Origin of the sequence: Bauldia sp. (assembly GCF_965232525.1) — a bacterium.
In the GTDB taxonomy this organism is placed as follows: Bacteria; Pseudomonadota; Alphaproteobacteria; order Rhizobiales; family Kaistiaceae; genus Bauldia.
The window spans coordinates 2,556,655-2,581,989 of sequence record NZ_OZ246980.1 but is presented as its reverse complement, the minus strand read 5'-3'; the positions used below and the strand labels follow the sequence as shown (position 1 = coordinate 2,581,989).

Here is a 25,335-nt window from a genome sequence, read left to right as displayed (position 1 = left end):
GGCCGAGTGTCAGGCCGCCGTCTCGGTCGGCAGCCCGGCCAGTGCCATCGCGAGTTCGGACTCGTCGTAGTCGAGGTCCTGTAGCTTGCCGGCGAAGTAGTCCATGTAAGCCTGCATGTCGAAATGGCCGTGGCCGCAGAGGTTGAACAGAATGGTCTCCGATCTTCCCTCCTCGCGGCAGCGGATCGCTTCGTCGATGGCGCCCTTCACTGCGTGGTTGGCCTCCGGCGCCGGCAGGATGCCCTCGATCCGGGCGAAGTCGACACCCGCCTCGAAGCACTTCGACTGGTGGTACGCCTTGGCCTCGATCAGGCCGAGATCGAGCACGTGGCTGACCAGTGGCGCCATGCCGTGATAGCGCAGACCACCGGCATGGAACCCGGGCGGGATGAAGGTCGAGCCCAGCGTGTGCATCTTGACCAACGGGGTAAGGTGGCCGGTGTCACCGAAGTCGTAAGCAAACTTGCCGCGAGTCAGGCTCGGACACGCCGCCGGCTCGACCGCGACGATACGCACACCCTTCCCGCCCCGCAATTGCTCGCCGAGGAATGGAAAGACGATACCGGCGAAGTTCGAGCCGCCGCCGGTGCAGCCGACGATCACATCCGGGTAGTCGCCAGCCATTTCCATCTGGGCGATCGCTTCTAGCCCGACCACGGTCTGGTGCAGCAGCACATGGTTCAGCACCGAGCCGAGCGCGTATTTAGTGTCGTCCCGCTGGGCTGCGACTTCGACTGCCTCGGAAATCGCCAGTCCGAGCGACCCCAGGTGATCGGGCTTGGCTTCCAGCGCCGTGCGTCCGGCATTGGTCTCGCCGGACGGCGACGGGATGCAGCGCGCGCCATAGGTTTCCATTAACGCCCGGCGATAGGGCTTCTGGTCGTAGGACACCCGCACCATGAACACTTCGACATCGAGCCCGAACAGAGCGCCGGCGAACGCCAGCGACGAGCCCCATTGCCCGGCACCGGTTTCGGTCGATAGCCGCGTGACGCCGGCTTCCTTGTTGTAGAACGCTTGCGCCACCGCCGTGTTCGGCTTGTGACTACCGGCCGGCGAGACGCCTTCGTACTTGTAGTAGATCTTCGCCGGCGTTTTCAGCGCCTGCTCGAGGCGATGGGCGCGGTAGAGCGGCGACGGCCGCCATTGGCGATAGACCTCGCGTACCGGCTCGGGGATTTCGATCTCACGGTCGGTGGCGACTTCCTGACCGATCAGCGCCATCGGAAACAGCGGCGCCAGATCGTCGGGGCCGACCGGCTGCTTGGTGCCGGGATGCAGCGGCGGCGACGGCGGCGACGGCAGATCGGCAGCGATGTTGTACCACGCCCTCGGAATGCGGCTTTCGTCGAGCAGGTACTTGACGGTATCAGTCATCTTTCTCCCCCCAAGGCAATGCGTGTTGTTGTTGTGATCGGACTGTAGCGGTGCCGGGTATTGGGTGTCGAGGCACCCAACCGGAACCAATGTCGCGCGGGCGGTCAGCCGCCTGCCGGCACCACGGCCCGCTTGGTGCGCGACGATTCCAACAGCGCATCGATCAGCCGATGCACCTTGAGGCCATCGCGGGCGGTCACCGTCGGATCGCGACCCGCCTCGACCGCGTCGAGAAAATCGGTGATCAGCGCGAGATGCCAGTCATGGGGGAAGTCCATTGGATCAGCACCGGCCCCGACCCCACCCGATTCCTCGTGCACTTCCACCCGCCCGTCATGCCAGTTGACGGTTAGTTCGCGTCCCTTGAGGACAATGCCCGCGTTGGCGCAGTCGAGCGCGAGTTGCTCACCGGCACCCGGGTAGGCGGCGGTGGTTGCCATCAGAGCACCGAGCGCCCCGTCGCCGAACCGCAGCCCAGCAGCGGCAAAGTCCTCGGTCTCCATCTGATGCAACGCCGTGGTGCCCGTCACCGCCTGCACCTCGGTCACCGGCGCGGTGACGGACAGCATCAGATCGAGTGCGTGGATCGCTTGGCTGAGCAGCACGCCGCCACCGTCTCGCTCCAGCGAACCGCGCCCCGGCTGATCGTAGTAGCCGGCCTGCGGCCGCCACCACGGTACCTCGAGCCGCACAGCAGCGATGGCACCCACGCCACCGTCGGCGAGCAGAGCCCGCAACTGTTCCGCGTTAGGCCGCAACCGCTGCTGAAACACCAAGCCGAGACGAACACCGCGATCCTCGCATTGCGCCACCAGCGCTTCCGCCGCTGACGTCGTCCGCTCGATCGGCTTCTCCATGAGAATATGCTTGCCAGTCGCCGACAGCCGGTCAACCAGCTCGGCCCGGGCGTTGGGCGGCGTTAGCAGGAGCACGGCATCGACATCCGGATCGTCGGCGATGGCATCGACGGACTCGGCCGCGGGGAAGCCGAACTTCCCCGCGAATGCCTCCCGACGATCGCGGTCTCGGGCGAACACGCCGCGCACCGTCACCCGATCGCTCATATCTTTGAGCGACTTTGCGTGCGGCGTCGCGCCCATGCCAAGCCCGATGACGCCGATGCCGAGCGGCCGTTTGCTTGTCACCAGATCCCCCAGTTCACGTCGATCTCGACGATCAGTTGACGCCGGCGCCGACGGTTTCTTCCCACTGCTCGGCGATCACCGCGTTGGCGGCCGCCTGATCCTCGAGCGAGGGAAACACCACGTTGGCGTAGGCGTCCGCCGGCGGCAACCGCGCCGCGACTTCCGCCGAGATCATGTCGAATGCGACCAGATCGTCGAACCGGATCGGATGGCAGTTGCCCTTGAGCCAGCCGAGCTGACCCTCGTTCGAGTAGAGATACTCCATCCACAGCTTCGCCGCGTTCGGGTTCGGCGCATGCGCGCTGATCGCCTGGACGAACGGCCGCGCCACCACCCCGTTTTTCGGCACCACCACCGTGATCGCCGGTTCCTCGGTCGTATCGCGGTCGGCAAGACCGGCATAGTCCCAGCGGATGACGATCGGCGTCTCACCCTCCGTCAGGGTCGCCGCGTTGCCGGCGGTTGGCACGAAGTTACCGGCGGCATTGAGATCAGCGAAGAAGGCGAGGCCCGCCTCACCTGCCGCCGCACCCGGTTCGCCGCCGGTGGCAAGGCCGGCCGCGTAAACGCTGAGCGCCGCCTGCGCCGACGACCGCGGATCGCCGGCGAGCGCCACTGCGCCGCGATAGGCGTCGTCGAGCAGGTCTTCCCAGTCTTCTGGCGGCTGTTCGATCTTGTCGGCGTTTATTTCGAAGGCGATGACGCCATAGTAGTCGCCATACCAGTAGCCGTCGGGATCCTTCACCGCCTCAGGGATCGTATCCCAGGGGCCCACTTTGTACGGCTGCAGCAGGTCCTCGTCCCTGGCGACGTCGGCAAAGGACAGGCCGATATCGACGACATCGGGAGCATCAGGCCCCGCGTCTTCGGCGCTCGCGCGAATCGCGTCGAGCTGCTCGGCCGAACTGGCATCCGGCGCCGTCTCGTTGACCTCGATGCCGTAGCGCTTCTCGAACCGCTCGATGAGATCGCCGTACCCGCACCAGTCATGCGGCAGGGCGATGACGTTGAGCTTGCCCTCCTCTTTCGCCGCCTGGATCAGCTCATAGGTCTGGGCCGACGCCCCGTTTGCTGCCACGGCCATCGGCCCAGCCATGGCGATGGCCCACACACTTTTTACTCGCACCGAAGCCCCTCCTCGTCCTGGATACCGCCGGCCTCGAGGCACCGGCGGTCGGTGATAACGCCGCATCGACACGCGCGTGTCAGCGCATGGTTAACACTCCGCCGAGCCGGGGGCCAGATGTCGGGATCACAGAGGATTATGAGGATGGAATCGCGTGCGGCGCCGAGGGGTCCTGCGGCGCCGCACGCTTGGGGAGATATCCGGGCTGAACCGAAAACGCCAACACCCCAGCCCTGTTATCCGTATTCTTCCCCCTGCTCGCCAGCCGGCTGGTGTTGCCCTCTGCGGCGGCTAAGGCTGACACCGAACATGAACCCGGCGATACACCCGACCAATACCGGGTACGCAATAACCCGCTGGCGACACCTGCCCTAGTCAGCCAACACGACGGCCGGGCTTCGCTTCGATGACGAAACGGTGACACGCCACGCACGGCTGAAGTTATCCACAGGACGAAGATATCGCGTCGGTTCGACCCACGTGAACCATTGGTCTATCGTCGCTTGAACCGAGCAACGGCTTCCGACCTAGAAACGCATCCATTTTCACCTTCACGCTGGACATGAATTATGACGGCTAAACTTTCAGGCCTTTGGCCGCCGGTCGCTACACCGTTTGACGCTGACGGAAACGCCGACACCGGGCGTCAGGTCGCCCACAGCCGGCGGCTCCTTGAGGACGGCGCTCACGGGCTGGCGATCCTCGGCACCACGAGCGAAGCCAATTCGCTCAGCCTCGACGATCGGCGGCGTGTCATCGACGCCCATATCGACGCGGGTATCGAGCCGGCGAAGCTGTTGCCCGGGACCGGTGCCTGCGCCATCGAGGACGCGGTCACCCTCAGCCGCCACGCCGGTCGCGCTGGCGTCGCGGCCGTTCTCTTGCTCCCGCCCTTCTACTACAAGAATGCGACCGACGACGGCCTCTACGCGTTCGTCGCGGCGATGATCGACCAGCTTGGCGCGGACGTGCCGCCGATCATGCTCTACCACATCCCGCAGATGGCCACGTTTGGCTGGTCGCCGGATCTGATCGGACGATTGGTCGCCGCGTATCCGGAGGTCATTGTCGGCATCAAGGATTCCGCTGGTAAGGCCGAAGACACGCTTGCCCTGATCCGCGACTTCCCCGATCTGGCTGTTTTCCCCGGCGCCGAGGTTTATCTGCTCAGCGCATTGCGAGCCGGCGGTGCTGGCTGCATCTCAGCAACCGCCAACATCAACGCCACCGGTATCCGCGCGCTGATCGATCATTGGCAAGACGCGGAAGCCGACGGGCGGCAGGCCGATCTGCTGGTGGTACGCAAGGCCTTTGAACGCCATGGCATGATCCCGGCACTCAAGGTGGCGTTGGCGGAACGTTACGGTGATCCGCAATGGCGGGCCGTTCGCCCGCCTCTGCTCCCGTTGGACGACGCTGCACGCGCAGGCCTCCTTGCCGAACCCGCCGTCGCGCGGTTGCTGTCGACCGAGCCGGCCTAGCCGCCCTGTTCCGGCTGATGATGAGCGTGCCAGTGCCAGGCGATGTCGATGCGCCGTGGCAGCCACACACGGTTCCTCGCCGCCACGTAGTCGAGGAAGCGGGCGAGCGCCGCCGCTCGCCCTGGCCGACCGGCCAAACGGCAGTGCAGCCCCACCGACATCATCTTCGGTGACCCGGCCTCGCCCTCGGCATAGAGCGTGTCGAAGGAGTCCTTGAGATAGGCATAGAACTGGTCGCCCGAGTTGAACCCCTGGGCCGTCGCGAAACGCATGTCGTTGGCATCGAGGGTGTAGGGGACGATCAGAAATGGGCCATTGGCTGATCTGATCCAGTAAGGCAGATCATCTGCGTAACTGTCTGCTGAATAAAGGAAACCACCCTCTTCAGCGGCAAGCTCGGTCGTATGGATCGAGGTCCGGCCAGTGTACCAGCCGAGCGGGCGCGCACCGGTCACTTCGGTGTGGATGGCAATCGCCTCGCGCATCTGCTGTGCTTCGTCCGCGCGACTGAAATCGCGGTACTCGATCCACTTGAGGCCGTGGCTGGCGATCTCCCAGTTAGCCTCGTTCATGGCGGCCACTGCTTCGGGGTTGCGGGCGAGCGCGGTGGCGACGCCGAACACCGTGACCGGGATATTGCGGTTGGTGAATATGCGCCACAGCCGCCAGAAGCCGGCGCGCGATCCATACTCGTAGATCGACTCCATGTTCATGTGGCGCTGGCCGCGCCAGGGCGCTGCGCCGACGATCTCTGACAGAAACGCCTCCGACGCTTCGTCGCCATGGAGGATGTTGTTCTCACCGCCCTCTTCGTAGTTGACGACGAACTGAACCGCGACCAGCGCATCGTCGGGCCACTTCGGATCGGGGGGCGTCCGACCGTAGCCGATCATGTCGCGGGGATAAGGTTCGTCCATGGATCACCTGCGGCGTGAGAGCACGTTCGATGGGTCGGATGATCGTAACACGCGACCAACCGCGTGCCAGGACCGGATGCGTTGAGGACGGTGTCCTACTGATCTAACGGCGGCTTCGGTGTCGCCGATTCCTGCGTTTCGGCGGCCGCGTCCCGCGCTGCGTCCGCCGCCAGGTGGCGCTGGTAGGAGCGCCAGCTTAGCGGCAGCGCGCCGAGATAGGCGATGGTGAGTACGGTCATGGTCTGCCAGGGAAAGCTGACCAGGGATGCCGCGATCAGCACCACCACCAGAAAAAGCGGCAGCACGAGGTCGCGAGGGATCTTCCGCCCGACCAGCTTGGCCGACCACGTGGGCACCCCGCTGACGATCAGCGCCGCGATGATCAGCGCGTAAACGATCACCAGCGGCGCGGTGAGGAATCCATGCGGCACGCCGAGGAGTTCCAGATAGACCGGCAGGAGCACGATCATGGCGCCGGCTGGCGCCGGCACGCCGACGAAGAACCGCGATTGCCATTCCGGCCGCTTCGGCCCCTTCAGCGCGACGTTGAACCGCGCCAGCCGCAGCGCCACCGAGATCGCGAAGATCAGCGCGACGATCCAGCCGAGCGATCCGGTCTCGTCCAGCGTCCACACAAACAGCAGGATCGCCGGCGCTACACCGAAATTGACGAAATCGGTGAGCGAGTCGAGTTCGGCACCGAACCGGGAAGTCGACTTGAGAAATCGCGCCACCCGCCCGTCGATCCCGTCTAGGAACGCGGCGATGGCGATGGCGGCGATGGCCCAGTCGAAGCGCTCCTCGATACTCATCCGGATCGAGGTGAGCCCAGCGCAAAGCGCCAGCAGCGTCACCACGCTTGGCAGCACCATCCGCACCGGGACCTGGCGCAGCTGCCGCAGCTTGCGCCATTTCGGTTCGTCGTCGGGATCGAAGGGCTGGAAGATCGACATCGCCGCCTCAGTCGACCCGCACCGGGCCGGGATCGTCCCCGCCGCCGAAGCGGGCGATGACAGTCTCGCCGGCGATGGCCTGTTGTCCCTCCGCGACCAGGACGGCCGCGTCCATCGGCAGGTACACATCGAGCCGCGAGCCGAACCGGATCATGCCGATCCGCTCGCCGGCGGCAAGATCGTCACCTGCCTTCACCCAGCACAGAATCCGCCGCGCCACGAGACCCGCGATCTGGACCACCGCGACCGACCCGTGGGCGCTGTCGACGACAACTCCGTTGCGCTCGTTATCCTCGCTGGCCTTGTCGAGTTCGGCGTTGAGAAACTTGCCGGGTGTGTAAACGACTCGCGCCACCCTGCCCGGCACCGGGGTCCGGTTCACATGGCAGTTGAAGACGTTCATGAAGATCGACACGCGCCGCATCGGTGTGGTGCCGAGGTCCATCTCCGCCGGCGGCGGCACGCTACCGACCGACGATACCTTCCCGTCGGCGGGGCTCACCACCAGCTCAGGCGCAAGCGGGATGACCCGCGGCGGGTCGCGGAAGAAGACCACGCACCACACCGTCACCGCGACGCCGATCCAGAACAGCGGCTGCCAGAGGAGCCCGAGCAGCAGGGTCAGCACCGCAGCGATAGCGATGAACGGCCAGCCCTCGCGGCGGATCGGCACCATCAGCCCGCGGATCGAGTCGAGTATGGACTCCAAACAAAACGCTCCTCGCTTCGGTCACGGCTAACAAGCATGGACGACACCGGAAGGGAAGCGGTCCGATCCGTTTGCGCAATCGCCATCCGCCGCTTGATCGCCGTTGACACCAAAGGCACAACCGTCGACAGGGTTGCCATCGGGGGGCGATCAAAGGATGTCCGCAATGAGATGTGCATCTATCGTAACAGTTGGCTTGCTATCCGGCATGGCCGCCATCATGAGCTTCGCCGCGGCAACGGCTCAGGAACCGGCACCGGATTTGGTTGGCGTTTGGACGGGCAAGGTCGAAGCCGGCGTGAGCCACGGCATCCAAGGCCACGAACCGACGGTCCACGAGCCGACATTCGGCAACTATGATCTCACCTTCACGCTCACCATCGAAGAACAGGAAGGGCGCGCGATCACAGGCGTTTGGTCGTCACCCGACCACGCCGAAGCGATTTTCGGCGTCGTTCGGCGGGACAACGACAACCTGATCATGGTCGACGAGGACTCCCATTTCGACGGTATCTTGCTGTCGCCGACCTCGATGGAGCTGTGCCTGGCCGAAACACATGGCGAGGCCATGGGAACCTGGTGTCTCCTCATGGAGAAACAGCCGGACTAACTGTTTGCTCGGAAGCCAAGTGGTCGAAGACTCGCACGCGACACCGCGTCGACGACCCTGACTGCCCTACTCCGCTGGTTCCGGTTGCGGGTGCGGCTTGCAGACGAAGCCTTCGGTGTCGGTTTCCTCGACTTCGCGGAGGCGCTCCTCCGCTTCGGCCGCTTCGCGCTGGCGGTTCCACATGCCGGCATAAAGGCCACCCTCGGCCAGCAGCGTCTCATGACGACCCCGCTCGACGATGCGGCCCGCGTCGAGCACGATGATCTCATCGGCGTTGACCACCGTCGACAGGCGATGGGCGATGACTACCGATGTTCGCTCTGACGCCACCCGGTCGAGGGCCGCCTGAATCTCCCGCTCGGTGTGGATGTCGAGCGCCGAAGTCGCCTCGTCGAGGATCAGGATCGGCGGCCCTTTCAGCACGGTGCGGGCGATCGCCACCCGCTGCTTCTCGCCGCCTGACAGCTTCAGCCCGCGCTCGCCCACCTCGGTGTCGTAGCCGTCGGGCAGCGCATCGATGAAGCCGGCGATCTGAGCCGTCTGCGCCGCCTCGCGGACCTCGGCGTCGGTGGCGTCCGGCCGACCGTAGCGGATGTTGTAGGCGATGGTGTCGTTGAAGAGCACCGTGTCCTGCGGCACCATGCCGATCGCGGCCCGCAACGACTCCTGGGTAACATCGCGGACGTCCTCACCGTTGATCGTGATGCGTCCGCCGGTGACGTCGTAGAAGCGGAAGAGCAGCCGCGAGATGGTCGACTTGCCGGCCCCCGACGGTCCGACGATCGCCACCGTATGCCCGGCCGGCACGTCGAAGCTGATGTCCTTGAGGATCGGTCGCTCCGGATCGTAGTGGAAATCGACGTGGTCGAAGCGCACCGCGCCGCCGTTGACCACAAGGGTCTTGGCGCCCGGTCGGTCCTCGATCTCCGGCGGCACGTCGAGCAGATCGAACATCGCCTCGATGTCGATCAGCCCCTGCTTGATCTCGCGATAGACGAAGCCGATGAAGTTGAGCGGGATCGACAACTGCATCAGCAGCGCATTGATCAGCACGAAGTCGCCGATGGTCTGTTCGCCGTTGAGCACCGCCACCGCCGACATCGCCATGCAGATGGTCATGCCGGTGGTGAAGATGACGATCTGGCCGATGTTGAGCCAGGCCAGCGATGTCCAGATGCGGATGGCGGAGGCCTCGTAAGCCTCCATCGCCCGGTCGAAGCGGCCGGCCTCCATCTTCTCGTTGCCGAAATACTTGACCGTCTCGAAATTGAGCAGCGAGTCGATCGCCTTGGCGTTGGCGTCGGTATCGGAGTCGTTCATCGCCCGGCGGATCTTGATCCGCCAGTTGGACGCCTTGACGGTGAACCAGGTGTAGAGGATCACCGTAGCGACGATCACGGCGAGGTAGGTCAGGTTGAACTGGTAGGCGATGATCACCGCCGCCAGCAGGAACTCGATCGCTGTCGGCGCCGTATTGAGGATGGTGAAGCGGACAATGATCTCGATGCCGCGGGTACCGCGCTCGATGATCCGCGACAGACCGCCCGTTCGCCGCTGCAGGTGATAGCGCAGCGAAAGCGCGTGCATGTGGACGAACGTCTTGTAGGCCAGTTCACGCACCGCATGCTGGCCGACTTTGGCGAACAGCGCATCGCGCAAATTGTTGAAGACGTTCATCATGACGCGGCCGACGCCGTAGGCGATGACCAGCATGACCGGGACCGTGACCGCTGCGACGAGACCGGTCGATACCGACGTCTCGGCACCGTCCGTCGGCACCAGCGCATCGGTCGCCCATTTGTAGGTGTAGGGTACCAGCACCGTCACCACCTTGGCGGCGACCAGCACCGAAAGCGCCAACGCCACCCGCCGCTTCAGGTCCGGCCGGTCGGCCGGCCACATGTACGGCCACAAACTGCGGATCGTGCTGAAGGTGGTCTCGGGCCGCACGCTTGGCTGCGGGTTGGCGTCGGCGACAGCAGCCATCAGGTCACCGCTTCGGCGCAAGCTTCGTCGGCGCACCCACAGTCGGCGCTGATCGCCGTGAAACCGCCCATCGCCTCCACGATCGCCGCCAGCGCCGCCCGATCAACGCAGTAGCAGGATCGGGATCCGTCGACTTCGCCACGGACGATTCCCGCATCGCGCAATACTTTGAGATGCTGGGAGACCGTCGATTGGGCCAACGGCAGATCCTGGACGATCTCGCCACAACAGCGGCTGCCACTGATCCTGATCAGCGCCCGCACGATCGCCAGCCGCGCCGGGTGCCCGAGCGCCTTGATCCGTGCGGCGAGGACGACGTCGTCGTTGTCGAAAGCCATTGAACACCCTTAATCGTAAAATTACGATGAAGGATGTAGAGCGTTTCTAGAACAGAATCAACCCGGTGTTTCGGGCGTCGGATCGTCCTCCCACGCGGTGTTGCCTTCCGGCAGCACGAACACCTGCCCCGGATAGATCCAACGCGGATTGCGTATCTGGTCCTTATTGGCCTGGTAGATCGTCGACCAGCGGATACCCTTGCCGTAGATGCGCCGGGAAATCCGCCAGAGGTTGTCGCGCCGCTTGATGATCACCGTCTGCGGATCGCCGAGTCGCCCGGTGACGTCCGCGCCGGTGGCATCACCACCGGTGTCGACGACCGGCTTGAGGATCGCCACCTCCACATCGCGCTCGAACGGCACCTCGGCCCGCGCCACCACCTCGCCCGACGGGGTTTCGACCTGATCCGCCCGCACGGTGTAGGTGCCGGCCGGTAGGTCGCGCTCCGCCTGTAGCAGCCACGTGCCGGACGGCGACGGCTTGGCTTCGCCCAACAGCCGGTCATCCATGTAGACACGCACTGGTTCCGGCGTCGTCGCCGTGCCGGCAATGTAGAGATCGCCAGTCGTCTCCGCCTCAACCGCGGTGACCACGACTTCCGGTGCAATCGGTTCGGGTTCCGGTTCCGGCTCCGGCGCGATCGCGATCTCCGGTTCCACTTCAGGCTCGGCTTCCGTCACACCGGCCTCCGGCTCGGCTACGGCGACATCTGTCGACTCCCGCTCCGGCTGCTGTCCCGCCTCTGCCTCCACCACGTCGGCCGGCGCGGCCGGCGCCGGGCTGGGCATGGTGGCGACTCCGACTTCCGGCGTGGGCGCAGCGGGCGCTTCTGCGACGGCAGCGCCGGGCACATCACCGACCTGGGCTGGTGCTTGTTCAGCCAGCGCGACTTCCGTTTCCGCCTCAACTCCCGGCTCGGCCGCCGGCGCCTCGGCCAACTCGGCCGGTGCCGGCATTTCTGACTCGCCCGCCTCAGGCGCCGGCGCGGGTGCGTTCTCTGCGGCCACGACCGGCGCTTCCTCGCCGGCACCAGTGGAACCGGTCTCGGCGGACGCGGAAGGCGCAACCTCCGCAACACCGGCCGGGGCGGCACCGCCCTCGGGCGTCGTTGCCGGCGCAGCAAGCGTGGGCTCAGGCGGCACCGCAGCGATCACCGTCTCCGGTTCGTTGACTGGAACCTCGTCTGGCTCGGGAAGCTGCACCACGGTACTCGGCGCGTCCGGCGTCGCCAGCACCACCAGCGGCTCCTCATCCGCCGACTCCGGCACCATCACCGCGATGCGCTGATCGGAGAGCTGCACGGTCGTCTGATCCGGCGACGTCGTGCGAATACCCAGATCGTGCGCACCGGGCGGCAGCGGATCGACCAGCGCCATCGCCCACTCGCCGCGCTCGTTGGCCTCGGCGGTGGCAATCGGCTCCTCGCCGCGCATCAGCTCCACGATCGAACCCGGCGCAGCCAGCCCGGCGATCACTGCCTCGCCGGTCGGCTCGACACGCACGATGTCGAAGCTCGGGACAACGACGATAGTCTCGTCTTCGACGGTCGCCGGTTCCTCGACCGTCGCCGGATCGTCGGCCGGCGCCGCCGGATCGACGGCCGCGGTTTCCGTGTTCGGCGCGTCCATCGCGTCCGGAGCTGTTACCGCGTCGGCGTCCGCTGCCGCCGATCCATCTGCAGTATCGGGCGTCGGGACTGCCGTCTCGGCCTCCCCCCCCTCGACTTGATCCGTAGCCACTGCTTCGGTTTCGTCGGCCGGCAATGCCGCGACATCGGTCTCCGCCTCGGGCTCAGGCCTGACCGCGTCATCGCCAGCCTGTTGGGCGACATCGGGTGTCTCGCTCGGGACGACGTCGGATGCTGTCTCCTCGGCACCATCGGCCGGATCGGGCGACACACCCTCGGCCGCCTCCCCATCCCGCTCGATGTCGTCAAGGGTGGTGACCAGGTCCTCCGGCGCCACGGCCGGCTCATCGGCCCCGCCTACGTCATCGGCCGCCGCTTCGGCTACGTCCGTTTCCGCCGCATCGCCCGCCGGCGCCGCGTCCTGCGCCTCGGTCGCCGCGATTGAGACCGGCGTTCCCTCGCCACCACGGTCGCGCACTTCGAAATAGGCCAATACGCCGACGCCGGCGAGCACGACGATCAGGCCTATCCAAACGGTCATCCGCCGCGCGTCCATGACACCTCCGGTTTCTTTGGTTGCCGCCATTTAATCCGGCTTGCCCCGTCGCCACAAGGCACGCGGCTTGACGGGCAGCCGGCGGCGGTGCCACATCAGAACGATGGCAGAACTGAGAAGCGTATGCGTTTATTGCGGGTCGAACACGGGGCTTTCGCCGGCTTTCGCCGAAGCTGCGGAGACCCTCGGCCGCAACATCGCGGCCGCCGAGTTGCGGCTTGTCTATGGTGGCGGTTCGATCGGACTGATGGGGATCGTCGCCAAGACGGTGCTCGCTCACGGCGGCCACGTGACCGGCGTGATTCCGCAGTTTCTCAAGGATCGGGAGGTCATGTTACGGGAGGTGACCGACTTGGTCGTGACCCGCGACATGCATGAGCGCAAGCGCGCCATGTTCGATCGCTCCGACGCCTTTGTCGCCCTCCCCGGCGGCATCGGCACCCTTGAGGAAGTGGTCGAAGTGATGACTTGGGCGCAACTGGAACGGCACGAAAAACCGATCCTGTTCGTCAATATCAACGGCTTCTGGGACCCGCTGATCGGTCAGTTCGACCAGATGACGACCGACGGGTTTCTCCACAAGGATTTTCTCGGCGAGCATCCGGCGCTGCCGGCTCGGTTCTGCAAAGGCATCGATGACGTGATTCCCACGCTGCAGAAATCGGTCGCCGATCTGCCGCAGACGGTTCTCGGCGAACGCGCCGGGCTCATGTGAAGCCGGGCTTCAACCCGCCGCCGCGACTCCGGCCTTCAGCAGCTTGTAGATGATCGAATCGTTGAGCGCCTCGAACGAGGCGTCGACGATGTTCTCCGACACCCCGACCGTGAACCAGGAGTTGCCCGAGGCGTCGGCGCTTTCGATCAGCACACGGGTGACCGCGCCCGTGCCGCCGTTGAGGATGCGGACCTTGTAGTCGATCAGTTCGAGGTCGGCGATTGCATCGCGATAGACGCCAAGGTCTTTGCGTAGTGCCCGGTCGAGCGCATTGACCGGACCGTTCCCCTCAGCCACGGTCAGCAGCCGCTCGTTGCCGACCGTCAGCTTAACCACCGCCTCGGAGACCGTGACCAGTTGCCCCAGCGCATTGTGGCGGCGCTCGACGGAGATATGGAAACTCTCGACGTCAAAGTAGTCGGGTACGACGCCGAACGTGCGCCGCGCCAATAACTCGAACGACGCGCCGGCCGCCTCATAGGCATAGCCGACCGATTCCCTGTGCTTCACCTCGCGCAGCAGGCTCTCGAGCCGGCCGTCGCCGCGCGCGACCGCGATCCCCATCCGCTCCAGTTCGGCGACCAGGTTCGCCTTGCCGGCCTGGTCGGAGACGAGCACCTGCCGCCGGTTTCCGACCGCGGCCGGGTCGACATGTTCGTAGGTGCGTGGGTCCTTGGCGATCGCTGAGGCGTGAATCCCGGCCTTGGTGGTGAACGCGCTGCTCCCGACATAGGGCGCCTGGCGGTTCGGCGACCGGTTCACCAGTTCGTCGAACCGGTGCGCCAGCTTCGACAGCCCGGCGAGCCCTTCGGCATCGACACCTATCGCGAACCGATCCGCGTAGGCCGGCTTCAGCATCAGCGTCGGGATCAGCGACGTGAGGTTGGCGTTGCCGCAGCGCTCGCCAATCCCGTTGAGCGTCCCCTGAACCTGGCGCGCCCCGGCGCGCACCGCGGCCAGGGAATTGGCCACTGCCTGCTCCGTATCGTTGTGGGCGTGGATTCCGAGATGATCGCCGGGAATCGTTTGAGCGACCTCCGACACGATCGCCTCGACCTCGTCCGGCAGCGTCCCGCCATTGGTATCGCAAAGCACGATCCACCGCGCGCCGGCATCGTAGGCCGCTTTGGCACAGGCAAGCGCGTGGTCGGGGTTGGCCTTGTAGCCGTCAAAGAAGTGCTCGCAGTCGAGCAGCACTTCCTTGCCCGCCTCGCGAGCGGCGGTGACCGAATCGCCGATCGACTCGATGTTCTCATCCTCGCTGATCCCGAGCGCCAGCTTGACGTGGTAGTCCCACGTCTTGGCGACGAAGCAGATCGCATCGGACTGCGAGTCGAGCAGGTCGCGCAGACCCGGATCGTTGGAGAGGCTGACGCCGGCCCGCTTTGTCATCCCGAAGGCGGTGAAGGTCGCCTTGTCCGTCCGGTTCTCGGCGAAGAACGCCGTGTCGGTCGGGTTGGCGCCGGGATAGCCGCCCTCGACATAGTCGATGCCGAGAGCGTCGAGCAGGCGCGCCACTTCGATCTTGTCGTCGAGGGCGAAATCGACGCCATTGGTCTGCGCGCCATCGCGTAGGGTTGTGTCAAAAAGATATAGTCGTTCCTTAGGCATCGTCGTTTTCCGATTGTTTTTATTCGATTTTCTCGTCGAAACCGAACATCGCCGCCCATGCCGCCGGGGTCATCGAGCGATCGTAATCAACCTGCATCTCGGGCGTCAGGATCTCGATCAGCGATTGCCCCTCGACCCATAGCTCCAGCAGCCGGAACGGCCCGCGATCGCATTCGCGGATGAGCCAGTTGTGTGCACCGGCGATCGCTTCGATCGCGGCGGTATCCAGCGGCGAGCGGATCGCCACATGCGCCGGCCCAGTGCGCTGATCCGGTCCGCCCGGCGTGCAGGCAATAACCTCGGGGCCGGCGGTGAGCGTGTGCCCAACCGGATAGACTTCGATGGCCGTTCCCTCACCGTCGTCGGCGAAGGCGATCCACGAATCGGGAAACGGCGGGAACGGTAGCGCCCGCCCCTGCCAGATCGCAGCGAGCGTCCGGGCGACGGCTTCGGGCTCGGCCGCCGACATGGACAGATGGGCGATCATGCTCGGTCCTCCGGTGGCCAGATCTCCGTGTCGTGGTCCGGATGCTGGTGGTTGGTCTGGGCGATCTTCTCGTGAGGAAAGTCTTCATTCTCGGTCGTCATTCCTGGCAGCCCATCGAGATCGCCGACCCATGGTAACCGGCCCTCCAGCCCGTATTGGATCACCGGCCTGGCGATGGACGGATCGTCGAGCGAGCCGATCGACACGTTGATCTGGTCAGCCGCAACGTAGTCGTAGGTGAGCGGCGTGCCGCAGTCGCGACAGAAACCGCGCTCGGCGAGGTCCGAGCTCTTGAAGATCGCAATCTGACCGCGGGTCACGGTGAAGTCCGAGCGCTTGGCGCCGACCAGCGGTGCATAGAAGGCGCCGAACGCCTTCTGGCACATCCGGCAGTGACAGATGCTCGGGTCGATCAGCGGCCCGGTGATCGCGTAGCGTACCGCGCCGCATTGGCACCCGCCGGTGTACCGCTCGTCAGCCATCGTCGGTCTCCTCCGGCGCGAAGGTCACTGCCTCGATGTTGTGGCCTTCCGGGTCGCGCACATAGGCGCCGTAGTAGTCTGGATGGTAGATGGCGCGGATGCCCGGCGCGCCGTTATCGGTGCCACCGGCGGCGAGTCCGGCCTCGTAGAAGGCGCGAACTATGGCCCGGCTCGGCACCCGGAAACAGATGTGGGTGGTCGGGGTCTGCTGGCCGCTTGCGGCCAGCCAAAGCTGCCCCTTCCGGCCGATCCCGAAGCCGGCAAAGGCAATCGAGCCCGATTGCTCCGCGCTCACCTCGCCCACCATCTCCATGCCGATCGGCGCCAGCAGCGCGGCATAAAACGCCTTCGCCCGCTCTAGGTCGGCAACGCTCAGGCTCACATGATCGATCATCAGGGTCAGTTCATCGGTCATCGCGTGCCTCCGCTGTGGTCTGCATCGACGATCGGATCGCGCGCCAAACCCTCTCCCCTGGTGGGAGAGGGTGGTGAGGCCGGAGGCCGAACCGGGTGAGGGGGAAACTGGTTCAAACCACTATCCCCTGTTCCCGCAACGCCAACCGAATCGCCTCAACCACGCCGCCCCGATTCCGCATGATCTCGTTGTTAGCAAAACGCATCACCCGCCAACCCTGAGCCGCGAACCACGCGTCGCGATGTCGGTCGTGGCTATCGGCACCGTGTTGGCTGCCATCCGCCTCGATGATTAGCCGCGCCGCGTATGACAGGAAGTCTGCAACATAAGGGCCGACCGGCACCTGCCGGCGAAACTTCACAACGGCGAAGGGCGGCCGGCGCAACACCTGCCAGAGTGCTCGCTCCGCCGGCGTCGCGTCACGCCGCAACCGCCGGGCAAACGCCACCGGTTCGGGGACCTCCCGTTTCGTTTTGCGTCGTTTCGGTGCCCCCTCACCCGACCCGGCGCTCCGCGCCGGGCCACCCTCTCCCACCAGGGGAGAGGGATCGCGGTGTCCACCTCGTTGCCCGCTCCTGTCGGCTTTTGCATCGGCCGCGCCGCTGGGATCACCCGCCGAACCCTCTCCCCCTGTCAGCGGAAAGCAGCCGTCGGTGTCGCGCGCCAAACCCTCTCCCCTGGTGGGAGAGGGTGGTCGCGAAGCGGCCGGGTGAGGGGAAACCCGCCTCACCGCTTCACCTCCCAGGTGGTTACCAGCTTGCCGGTCTCGGGATCCTTGGCGTCCTTGAGCTGGATGCCCATGGCGTCGAGCTCGTCGCGGATTCGGTCGGCCTCGGCCCAGTCCTTGGCGGCGCGGGCGGCGGCACGGGCGTCGACCAGACTGTCAACCTCGTGATCGCTGAAGCCGTCAGCAATGGGCTCGCCAATACCCTCGACAGCCACCGATACCACGGCAACGCGTTGCCGCTCGATTTGCGCCTTTTTGCCGGAGAACCCCAGGAACTGGAGCGCCGACAGCAATCCCGATTTGTCATTCGCGGCCGCCAGCGCATGAAGACCGGCGATTGCTTTGGCCGTGTTGAGATCATCCGATAGCGCGTTGACGATCTCCTGGGGGACATCCGATAGCTCCGCGTTCTCGATATCTCCGTACCACCCCCAGAGCAGCTTGTGAGACTCCTCCAGTCCGGCAAGCGTCCAATCCATCGGTTGCCGGTAGTGGGTTCTCAGCATGTTGAATCGCAGCGCTTCGCCGGGCCATGCGTAGCCGTTCCAACTGCTCAACAAATCCCGGATCGTGACGAAGTTCCCCAGCGACTTCGACATCTTCTCCCCCTCGACCTGGAGGAAGCCGTTGTGGAGCCAGTAGTTGGCCATGACGTCGGTGCCGTGAGCGCAGCGCGATTGGGCGATTTCGTTCTCGTGATGGGGAAACACCAAGTCGATGCCGCCGCCATGGATGTCGAAGGTTTCGCCGAGGAGCGCTCCGGCCATCGCCGAGCATTCCAGGTGCCAGCCCGGCCGGCCGGCCCCCCACGGCGAATCCCACGCCGGTTCGCCCGGCTTCGAGGGCTTCCACAACACGAAGTCCATCGGGTCGCGCTTGTAGGGTGCCACCTCGACCCGCGCTCCCGCGATCATGTCGTCGAGGGAGCGCCGGGAGAGTTTGCCGTACTCGGATGCGCCGTCGGCGGCCTTCCACGACTTGACGTCGAACAGAACATGGCCCTCGGCCGGATAGGCATGGCCCCGGTCGATCAGTCTTGCGATCAGGCGGAGCATATCCTCCGACGCATCCGGCCGGTCGATGTACTCCGTTGCCCGCGGTTCGATCGTCGGCGGCAGGCAGCCGAGCGCTGCCACGTCGGCGTGGAATTGAGCGGTGGTTTCTTCCGTGATCCTACGAATCGCTTGATTCAGTGGCAGGTCGGCGAATTTCTCCGCCGCCCGCGCGTTGATCTTGTCGTCGACGTCGGTGATGTTGCGGACATAGGTGACGTGGTCGGCGCCATAGAGGTGCCGTAGCAGCCGGAACAACACGTCGAAAACGATCAGCGGTCGAGCGTTGCCGATGTGGGCGAAGTCATAGACCGTCGGCCCGCACACATACATCCGCACGTTATCCGGGTCGATCGGAACGAAGTCCTGCTTCGTCCGGGTCAGCGTATTGTAAAGTCGAAGGCCCATAGCGAACCGATGTCCCCTTGGCCGCCGGCCGGGGCGTGTCGCGTCTCAGGATTTTGGGACAGGACGGCTCCAGCCAGCGGTGTCGCTAGCGAATAATGATCCCGATAATGCAGATGGCGGATGTCCGCCCGAGCGCCGTCATGGAGGCTCCAATGGCGCATTTGAGCGGCGAGGTCAACCCGACGGCGGCTTGGTCGACCGCGCGCACCTTGCTACGGTCCTGCCGGCGACGAGATCAGGAGGCACGCCGTGCCGACCTTGTCCATTCCGGCCACAGTTCGACCAGCCCGCCGCGCCGGGCTGGTCGCGCTTGCTCTGGCGCTCGCCCTCGTCACCCCGGCGATTGCCGAGACGGTGCAGATCGTCGCCCTTGGCGATAGCAACACCTACGGCTTCGGCATCGACCGCGACAAGACCTACCCGGCCCAGCTTGAGGCGGTGTTGCGAAACCGCGGCCACGATGTCGCGATCGTCAATGCCGGGGTCAACGGCGACATGACCTTCGAGACCATCGCCCGCCTTGAACAATCGATCCCGGCGGGCACCGACGGTGTCATCGTCTTCCTCGGCCGCAATGACTGGCGCAAGGGCGTCTCGGCGGTCACCATCTCTCGCAATCTCGACGTGATTGTCGGAGCGTTGCGCGGTGCCGGCATGGATGTGCTACTCGTCGGCTTCGCCCCCAACGATTTCTCCGCCGTCGCCGAAAAGCATGGCGCCCTCTACTACGAGAACTTCTTCGATGGCGTCACCCGCTTTGGCCGCAAGATGCGTCGCTACAAGCTCGGCGATCTCGGCGGCCACCTCAATCCCGACGGCTATGCGGTGATTGTCGAGCGCCTGACCCCCACGGTTGAGGCCCTGCTCGATCGGATCAACAGCGGCGCGGAGTAAGATCGGGTCCGCCCGATTCTCTCGGACACGAGGCTGACTTGTCATGCGAGTGTTGTGCGAATGGGGACCGGCGGGCTTGCGGACTCTACTGGACCAAGCCGACGCCTTCGTCATCGTTGACGTTCTTTCGTTCACAACCAGCGTGGATGTTGCCTGCGCCAACGGCGCTCACGTTTTCCCGTTCCCGACGAGCGACCGTGCTGCGGCGGAGCGCGAGGCCGTGAGCCGCGGTGCGATCCTCGCCGGAAGCCGCTCCGATGCGGATGCGCCTTACAGTCTCTCGTCGTCGTCGCTTCGGGGGCTTCCGGCGGGCGCGACTTTGGTTCTCCCCTCGCCCAACGGATCACGGCTCGCATACGCGGCAAGGGACAAGCCGGTGTTGGCCGGGTGTCTGCGCAACGCGTCCGCGGTTGCCCGTGCGGTGTCGCGGATCGCACGAAGCGGTACGGTGGCCGTCGTCCCCGCCGGCGAACGGTGGCCGGATGGCAGCCTTCGGCCAGCGATCGAGGATTGGCTCGGCGCCGGCGCGATCATCGCCAATCTCGATGGAGACTTCTCAGCCGAGGCGACCGTCGCCCGGGACACCTTTACGTCGGCGAGATCGCATCTCGCCGATCGGCTGATGGAGGCTGTTTCGGGTGTCGAGTTGGTCCAGCGCGGTTTTGCCAGGGATGTCGGAATCGCGGCGGAAATGGATGTCTCGAGTTGCGCACCCCTACTTCTCGACACGGGCTTCGTCGCGGCCAAGTAGGTGGGCGCTCACGCCGTGCCGCTATTTCTGCCATGGGATTCAGAATAAAGCCCGATTGGCCGGGAAGATGAAGTATTGACTATCGCGACAATGCTGGCGATCACGCCGACAAATGGAGAGGTCGAGATGCAGAGGTTGAAGACGATAGCTGCGGCCACACTACTGGTCCTAGCCCCCCTCGGAACCACTTGGGCGGCGTCGATGGAAGAGCAGAAGCAACTGTCGGTGCGTTCGATCGACGTGTGGAGCACCGGCAACCTCGACGATATCGACGAAATCATCACGCAGGATTACCGCAACCATCAGGCGCCGGATGTGGACGGCGGAACGCAAACGATCGACAAGGCAACCTGGATGACACTGGCGGAGGAGTTCCACCAGGCGTTCCCCGAGACGACCATCGACATCCTGGTTCAAGTCGGAGAGGGCAACCTGGTGACGACGCGGTGGCGCTTCACCGCGACCCAATCGGGCACCTATCTCGGGCTTGCACCGACCGGCAAGACGATCACCTGGACAGGCATCCAGATCGATCGCTTCGATGACGGCAAGATTGCCGAAACCTGGGTCAACTGGGACATGTACAGCATGTTCGAACAGCTCGGCCTGATCGAAAAACGCTGACGCTCGCCCCCTCGACCTGATCTTCACCCAATCCTCCTCATGCCGAGGGGTCCCGGCGAAGCAGCAAGGCGAAACCTTGGTGCCCCTCTCTCAAAAAAGGAGAGTTAGGAGCGGATCGGGTGCCGGCAGCTTAGCGCCAACGACGGTTCCCTCACCCCATCGTGAACATGGTTGACCGGGCCCAGGGTCACGGCGTTCGGGTCGGTGCCCTACGTCAGGTGCATGCGCACGCGTCTTCTCGCCGCGGTCGTTGCGATCGCCCTGTCGGTGCCGGCTTTCGCCGAGGCGCCAGCCGATTGGCAGCGCGAGTTCCCCAACACCGACTTCAGCCGCGCTTCCGTCCCGTTCGACGAGATCGATTTCGACGGCGCCCGCCGCGACACCATTCCACCGATCCACGATCCGCAATATATCCCGGCTGCTGAAGCCACCGACATCGGCCCGCTCGAGCCAGTGATCGGTGTTGTCGTCGACGGCGACGCCCGAGCCTATCCGCTGCGCATCATGCTGTGGCACGAGATCGTCAACGACACGGTCGGCGGCGTGCCGGTACTGGTGAGCTACTGCCCGCTCTGCACCTCCGGCGTCGTCTTCGACCGCCGGGTCGGCGACCAGACCCTGACCTTCGGCAACACCGGCCGCATCCGCCATTTCGACATGGTGATGTACGACCATGAGACCGAGAGCTGGTGGCAGCAGTTCTCTGGCGGCGCCATTGTCGGTGACCTCACCGGCGCGGAGATGAAGCTGGTGCCGTCGCGGCTGGAATCGCTGACCCAGTTCCGCAAGCGTGCGCCGGACGGGCTGGTGCTAGTCCCTAATGATCCCGACGCCCGGCCTTACGGCACCACGCCCTATGCACGGATGGAACGCGGCGACTTCCCCGAGGCCGCCGCCCTCCAGGGCCTGCCTTCCGGCGTACGTCCGCTTGACTATGCGGTGATCGTCGACGAGCGCGCCTGGCCCCTGAAGCGGCTGATGGAGGAAACGGAAATCGCCGAATCCGACCTAATCCTGACCTGGGGGGCCGGCCGCAACTCGCTGCACGATTCGGTGGTGATCGCCGATGGCCGCGACCTCGGTAACGTCGTTGTCCGCGATGCATCCGGGGCCGAAGTGGCTCACGACGTTGCCTTCGCCTTCGCGTTCTCGGCGTTCGTCCCTGATGGGACGTGGATGACCGGCGAATAGGCGGGCGTTTCGCCCCACGGGCTAGAGGAGCGCGGCGGCGACCATCCCGATGCCGATCATCGCCGCCAACCAGAGCAGCGTCCGCAGGTAAGGGATGCCGATCACGTAGACCGGCCAGTAGACGAGGCGCGCCCAGAAGAAGATCGCCGCGCCGAGTTGGGTCTGCGGGCTCTCCCGACCGGCCAACCCGACCGCGACGATGACTGCGATGAAGAGGACCAGGTTCTCCAGCATGTTGGTGGCTACCCGATCGGTCCGCGCCGCAACCGGGCTCGGTGCGGGAACCTGATCGCGGTTGCTCATGGTCAGCCGCACGCCGGCGGGGGTTCAGGGCCTTGTGTCTGACAAGACCGGCGGCGAGCAGCATCAGCCAATACAGCGCTGCTGAGAAAAAGAGCCAGCCTGCGTTCGTCATATCGTCCCCCTAAAACGTGTCTGTACGGGCGGGCGGTATCAAAGCCAGAACCGCGCAGCCCTTCATACGTGCCTGACGCGCCCACAGTGCCACACCTGCGTCGATACCGCGGCCGGCAAGCCATGCGCACGGAACGTCCGTTATGCTGCACCACGGAGTCGGCGCGGCGGGTAGGCAAATGGCGGAGCAACAGGATCGGCGAGCGATTGCGGCTGGCGGGATCGGTAGCGTTCTCGAATGGTACGACTTCGCGGTCTACGCCTTCCTGGCGCCGGTGCTAGCCGCGCACTTCTTCCCGACCGGCGACCAAGCAACTTCGCTGATCGCCGCGTTTGGCGTCTTCGCCGGCGGTTATCTCATGCGGCCGATAGGTGCGGTGATCCTCGGCCATATCGGCGATCGGATCAGCCGCAGAGCGGCCTTGATGGTGGCGGTCAACCTGATGGCTGTGTCGACTGGCGCCATCGCCCTCCTGCCCACCTATGCCACGATCGGGATCGCCGCTCCGATCGCCTTGACGATCCTGCGGCTGCTCCAGGGCCTGTCAGTCGGCGGCGAATACACCGGCGCCGTGGTTCTGCTTGGCGAAGCCGCGCCGGCGCGGCATCGCGCCCTGTTCTGCAGCGTGGCGCTCGCCTCGGGGTTTGTCGGCATCCTCATCGCCTCGGGCGCCACGACGCTCGTCGTCGATGCGCTCAGCGACCAAGCCTTCTCCGACTGGGGCTGGCGGCTCCTCTATGCGCCGGCGCCGCTGCTCGGTGTCGTCGGCTATGTCCTACGCCGGCGCTTGGCCGAAGTCGATATGCACACCCGGAGCGCGCTGCTGCCGATCGTCGCCACCGTCAGGGAACACGACCGTGCTCTCCTACGGATCGCAGGCATCGCATCGGCATCAGCGATCGGCAACTACATGGTTTTCATCTACGGCCCGACATTCCTGACCAACACTGTTGGCTTGCCGCGATCGACGGCGCTCGCGGCGACCACCGCCGGTAATGCGGCCTTGATCGTGACGGTTATCGGTTCCGCCTGGGTTGCCGACCGGATCGGCCGGCGACCGATGATACTTTCGGGCGCCATCGGTTTGCTGGTGTTGTCCTATCCGTTGTTCATGCTGCTCGCCAGTGGCATGGCTGGGCTGGCTGTCGTCGGTCTACTCGCCTTCGCAGTGCTCATCGGCACTATCTCCGGCTGCTTTGCGGCGGTGATGTTGGAGTTGTTTCCCCACGCCGTCCGCTACACGGGGACATCCGTCGCCTACGGACTGACCTTCGGCATCGTCGGCGGGACCACGCCGCTGGTCGCCATCTCTCTGATCGACGCGACCGGCAATTCGATGAGCCCGGTGTTCTACCTCATGGCCGCGGCGGCGATCTGCGTCGTGACCGTGCTGCTCACGCCGGAAACACGGAATCGTCCGTTTGACGTTCCCTCCACTCAGGAAAACACCGGGTCACGGACGGCGACAAAACGCGCCGCGAAGTCAGCTATCGGTGGATAGAGATCGTCGACGTCGAGCTGGGTGATGCAGTGGGCAGCGTCGACCTCGCAGCCATCGGTGCAAGGCGCCAGCGGCTCGTCCGGTCGTAGCACGAGGACCCGGCTCGGTTCGCCCCATGGCGCAAATCGTTCCGGCGAGCCGACATGGTCTGGCGCTGCGCTCCTGGCGTGGTTGAAGATCACAGCCACCGGCGTGTTCAGTGCCGCGGCGATGTGGGCCGGACCGCTGTCCATGCCGATCAGCATGCTTGCTCGACCGATCAGCGCCGCCGAGGCGCCAAGCGGCAAGCCGACGGCACTCGCCGCGGGCCCCTTGAGTTCGCTCAGAAATGCAGCAGCATTCGGTGCATGCACGGGGCTGCCGACGACGACGACCGGCAGGTCGAGGGTCTCCGACAAACGGTTGGCGAGCACGGCTGATCGCTCTGGTGGAACCTGTTTGCGTGGCACGGCGAATGGTGCGATGGCAATGAAACGGTCGGCACCGCCGAGGCGCTTGACCAGGAATTCCGCCGCGCGACGCTTGTCCGCCGGATCGAGGTGTAAGGTCAGGTCGCGCTGCTCGGTCGTACCGCCCATGGCCGCCAGCAGGCCGAGCTTGTGATCGACTTCGTGCATCGCCTCGGTATCCCGCAGGATGGCGGAATAGAAGCGATCGTCCCCTCGGTTGTTGGCTCGGCGGTGGGCGGTGTTCGCTTCCGAGAAGCCGATCACCGTCGCAGCACCACTCCCGTCGGCGATCCTCAGCGCGCTGTTGAAGTCGGTGTCCCAGCGCGGAACGAGCGCAAGATCGAAGAGATAGTTTCCGTAGTCGGCGATGAAACTGGCGAGCGTCGCTTGGTCCGCCGCATAGAACGACACGGGCCCCGCCGCAGCTGGTTCTACGCCGATCACCCGGTCGACGAAGGCGCACGAACGGGCCAGGTCGAACACCCGATTGAGGACGACCACCGTGATTTCGGCATCCGGGGCGCTCGCCCGCAGGTTGGCGAGAAACGGCGTCGTCAGCACCCAATCGCCGATGAAGTCGAGGCGAACGACGAGGATGCGCCGGCATCGCGCGAGATCGACGGGGAGTCGTGCGTTCGGTCCACCGTCGACAACGAGACCCTGCCGCGGGGTCACCGCGTCGGGTAACGCCATGGCCATCGCATAGGGTGGCGTCGGGTTACCGAGCGAGTCGGGCGGTGCGGGCTGCGGCATGCATAGGCTCCTGCGATCTACGCCGCCGATGTAG

General features: G+C 65.3%; 24 protein-coding genes and 1 pseudogene. 8 read left to right on the top strand and 17 right to left on the bottom strand.

All coding sequences use genetic code 11. The features are described 5' to 3' along the window. Positions 1-9: 9 nt before the first annotated feature. From ACO076_RS12240 to ACO076_RS12230, 3 genes are all read right to left on the bottom strand, one after another. Positions 10-1,377, bottom strand: a complete 1,368-nt coding sequence (locus ACO076_RS12240) for a TrpB-like pyridoxal phosphate-dependent enzyme (RefSeq protein WP_421723111.1) — start codon at positions 1,375-1,377, stop codon at positions 10-12. Positions 1,378-1,481: 104 nt separating this feature from the next. Then, positions 1,482-2,522, bottom strand: a complete 1,041-nt coding sequence (locus ACO076_RS12235) for a Gfo/Idh/MocA family protein (RefSeq protein WP_421723110.1) — start codon at positions 2,520-2,522, stop codon at positions 1,482-1,484. 31 nt (positions 2,523-2,553) lie between these two features. Then, on the bottom strand, positions 2,554-3,618 hold the full coding sequence (locus ACO076_RS12230) for an ABC transporter substrate-binding protein (RefSeq protein WP_421726729.1): 1,065 nt from the start codon (positions 3,616-3,618) through the stop codon (positions 2,554-2,556). 599 nt (positions 3,619-4,217) lie between these two features. On the opposite strand from ACO076_RS12230, the gene ACO076_RS12225 reads away from it, so the two are divergent. Further along, a complete protein-coding gene (locus tag ACO076_RS12225; protein ID WP_421723109.1) occupies positions 4,218-5,129 on the top strand; it encodes a dihydrodipicolinate synthase family protein in 912 nt (303 codons plus the stop codon). 11 nt (positions 5,130-5,140) lie between these two features. Here the strand turns inward: ACO076_RS12225 and puuE are convergent. The 3 genes and pseudogenes from puuE to ACO076_RS12210 all read right to left on the bottom strand — a co-directional run. Then, a pseudogene (puuE, locus tag ACO076_RS12220) lies at positions 5,141-6,046 on the bottom strand (allantoinase PuuE); the annotation flags it as partial. A gap of 95 nt (positions 6,047-6,141) precedes the next feature. Continuing rightward, a complete protein-coding gene (locus ACO076_RS12215) occupies positions 6,142-6,999 on the bottom strand; it encodes a CDP-alcohol phosphatidyltransferase family protein (protein ID WP_421723108.1) in 858 nt (285 codons plus the stop codon). A 7-nt stretch (positions 7,000-7,006) separates the two neighbouring features. Next, the gene (locus ACO076_RS12210) at positions 7,007-7,708 is read right to left on the bottom strand and encodes a phosphatidylserine decarboxylase (protein WP_421723107.1); all 702 of its coding nucleotides are present in this window, start codon (positions 7,706-7,708) and stop codon (positions 7,007-7,009) included. 166 nt (positions 7,709-7,874) lie between these two features. On the opposite strand from ACO076_RS12210, the gene ACO076_RS12205 reads away from it, so the two are divergent. Next, positions 7,875-8,318 (top strand): hypothetical protein, encoded by a 444-nt coding sequence (locus ACO076_RS12205; protein WP_421723106.1) that lies wholly within the window; start codon positions 7,875-7,877, stop codon positions 8,316-8,318. Positions 8,319-8,384: 66 nt separating this feature from the next. Here the strand turns inward: ACO076_RS12205 and ACO076_RS12200 are convergent, their stop codons facing one another. Genes ACO076_RS12200 through ACO076_RS12190 form a run of 3 tightly spaced genes read right to left on the bottom strand, consistent with a single transcriptional unit; the run spans position 8,385 to position 12,811 of the window. Next, positions 8,385-10,304, bottom strand: a complete 1,920-nt coding sequence (locus tag ACO076_RS12200) for an ABCB family ABC transporter ATP-binding protein/permease (protein WP_421723105.1) — start codon at positions 10,302-10,304, stop codon at positions 8,385-8,387. Further along, on the bottom strand, positions 10,304-10,642 hold the full coding sequence (locus ACO076_RS12195) for an ArsR/SmtB family transcription factor (protein ID WP_421723104.1): 339 nt from the start codon (positions 10,640-10,642) through the stop codon (positions 10,304-10,306). Before ACO076_RS12195 ends, ACO076_RS12200 begins: the two co-directional genes overlap by 1 nt. A 57-nt stretch (positions 10,643-10,699) precedes the next feature. Next, a complete protein-coding gene (locus ACO076_RS12190; protein WP_421723103.1) occupies positions 10,700-12,811 on the bottom strand; it encodes a LysM peptidoglycan-binding domain-containing protein in 2,112 nt (703 codons plus the stop codon). Between the two features lie 118 nt (positions 12,812-12,929). Here ACO076_RS12190 and ACO076_RS12185 point away from each other — a divergent pair, with 118 nt between their 5' ends. Then, positions 12,930-13,541 carry a TIGR00730 family Rossman fold protein gene (locus tag ACO076_RS12185; protein WP_421723102.1) on the top strand — a complete coding sequence of 204 codons (612 nt, stop codon included), beginning with the start codon at positions 12,930-12,932 and terminating at the stop codon, positions 13,539-13,541. 9 nt (positions 13,542-13,550) lie between these two features. Here the strand turns inward: ACO076_RS12185 and cimA are convergent, their stop codons facing one another. From cimA to cysS, 6 genes are all read right to left on the bottom strand, one after another. Then, positions 13,551-15,152, bottom strand: a complete 1,602-nt coding sequence (gene cimA / locus ACO076_RS12180; protein WP_421723101.1) for a citramalate synthase — start codon at positions 15,150-15,152, stop codon at positions 13,551-13,553. 19 nt (positions 15,153-15,171) lie between these two features. Then, entirely contained in the window at positions 15,172-15,639 is a 468-nt protein-coding gene (locus tag ACO076_RS12175; protein ID WP_421723100.1) for a hypothetical protein, read from the bottom strand. Then, positions 15,636-16,121 (bottom strand): GFA family protein, encoded by a 486-nt coding sequence (locus ACO076_RS12170; protein WP_421723099.1) that lies wholly within the window; start codon positions 16,119-16,121, stop codon positions 15,636-15,638. The genes ACO076_RS12175 and ACO076_RS12170 overlap by 4 nt, the downstream gene beginning before the upstream one ends. Then, the gene (locus ACO076_RS12165) at positions 16,114-16,515 is read right to left on the bottom strand and encodes a VOC family protein (protein WP_421726728.1); all 402 of its coding nucleotides are present in this window, start codon (positions 16,513-16,515) and stop codon (positions 16,114-16,116) included. The genes ACO076_RS12170 and ACO076_RS12165 overlap by 8 nt, the downstream gene beginning before the upstream one ends. A gap of 133 nt (positions 16,516-16,648) precedes the next feature. Next, complete coding sequence (locus ACO076_RS12160) at positions 16,649-17,203, bottom strand: endonuclease domain-containing protein (protein ID WP_421723098.1); 555 nt, start codon at positions 17,201-17,203, stop codon at positions 16,649-16,651. Positions 17,204-17,262: 59 nt separating this feature from the next. Further along, entirely contained in the window at positions 17,263-18,723 is a 1,461-nt protein-coding gene (cysS, locus tag ACO076_RS12155; RefSeq protein WP_421723097.1) for a cysteine--tRNA ligase, read from the bottom strand. A 249-nt stretch (positions 18,724-18,972) separates the two neighbouring features. Here cysS and ACO076_RS12150 point away from each other — a divergent pair, with 249 nt between their 5' ends. The 4 genes from ACO076_RS12150 to ACO076_RS12135 all read left to right on the top strand — a co-directional run bounded on the left by ACO076_RS12150 (position 18,973) and on the right by ACO076_RS12135 (position 22,183). Beyond that, positions 18,973-19,617, top strand: a complete 645-nt coding sequence (locus ACO076_RS12150) for a GDSL-type esterase/lipase family protein (RefSeq protein WP_421723096.1) — start codon at positions 18,973-18,975, stop codon at positions 19,615-19,617. Positions 19,618-19,693: 76 nt separating this feature from the next. Next, on the top strand, positions 19,694-20,368 hold the full coding sequence (locus ACO076_RS12145) for a 2-phosphosulfolactate phosphatase (RefSeq protein ID WP_421723095.1): 675 nt from the start codon (positions 19,694-19,696) through the stop codon (positions 20,366-20,368). Between the two features lie 126 nt (positions 20,369-20,494). Then, positions 20,495-20,992 (top strand): ester cyclase, encoded by a 498-nt coding sequence (locus tag ACO076_RS12140; RefSeq protein WP_421723094.1) that lies wholly within the window; start codon positions 20,495-20,497, stop codon positions 20,990-20,992. A 222-nt stretch (positions 20,993-21,214) separates the two neighbouring features. Beyond that, entirely contained in the window at positions 21,215-22,183 is a 969-nt protein-coding gene (locus tag ACO076_RS12135) for a DUF3179 domain-containing protein (RefSeq protein WP_421723093.1), read from the top strand. A gap of 21 nt (positions 22,184-22,204) precedes the next feature. Here ACO076_RS12135 and ACO076_RS12130 read toward each other — a convergent pair whose 3' ends face one another. After that, positions 22,205-22,486 carry an MAPEG family protein gene (locus ACO076_RS12130; protein ID WP_421723092.1) on the bottom strand — a complete coding sequence of 94 codons (282 nt, stop codon included), beginning with the start codon at positions 22,484-22,486 and terminating at the stop codon, positions 22,205-22,207. Positions 22,487-22,776: 290 nt separating this feature from the next. On the opposite strand from ACO076_RS12130, the gene ACO076_RS12125 reads away from it, so the two are divergent. Then, complete coding sequence (locus ACO076_RS12125) at positions 22,777-24,099, top strand: MFS transporter (RefSeq protein ID WP_421723091.1); 1,323 nt, start codon at positions 22,777-22,779, stop codon at positions 24,097-24,099. Here ACO076_RS12125 and ACO076_RS12120 read toward each other — a convergent pair. Next, a complete protein-coding gene (locus ACO076_RS12120; RefSeq protein ID WP_421723090.1) occupies positions 24,036-25,301 on the bottom strand; it encodes a glycosyltransferase family 9 protein in 1,266 nt (421 codons plus the stop codon). The two genes, ACO076_RS12125 and ACO076_RS12120, sit on opposite strands and share 64 nt — an antisense overlap. Positions 25,302-25,335 lie beyond the last annotated feature (34 nt).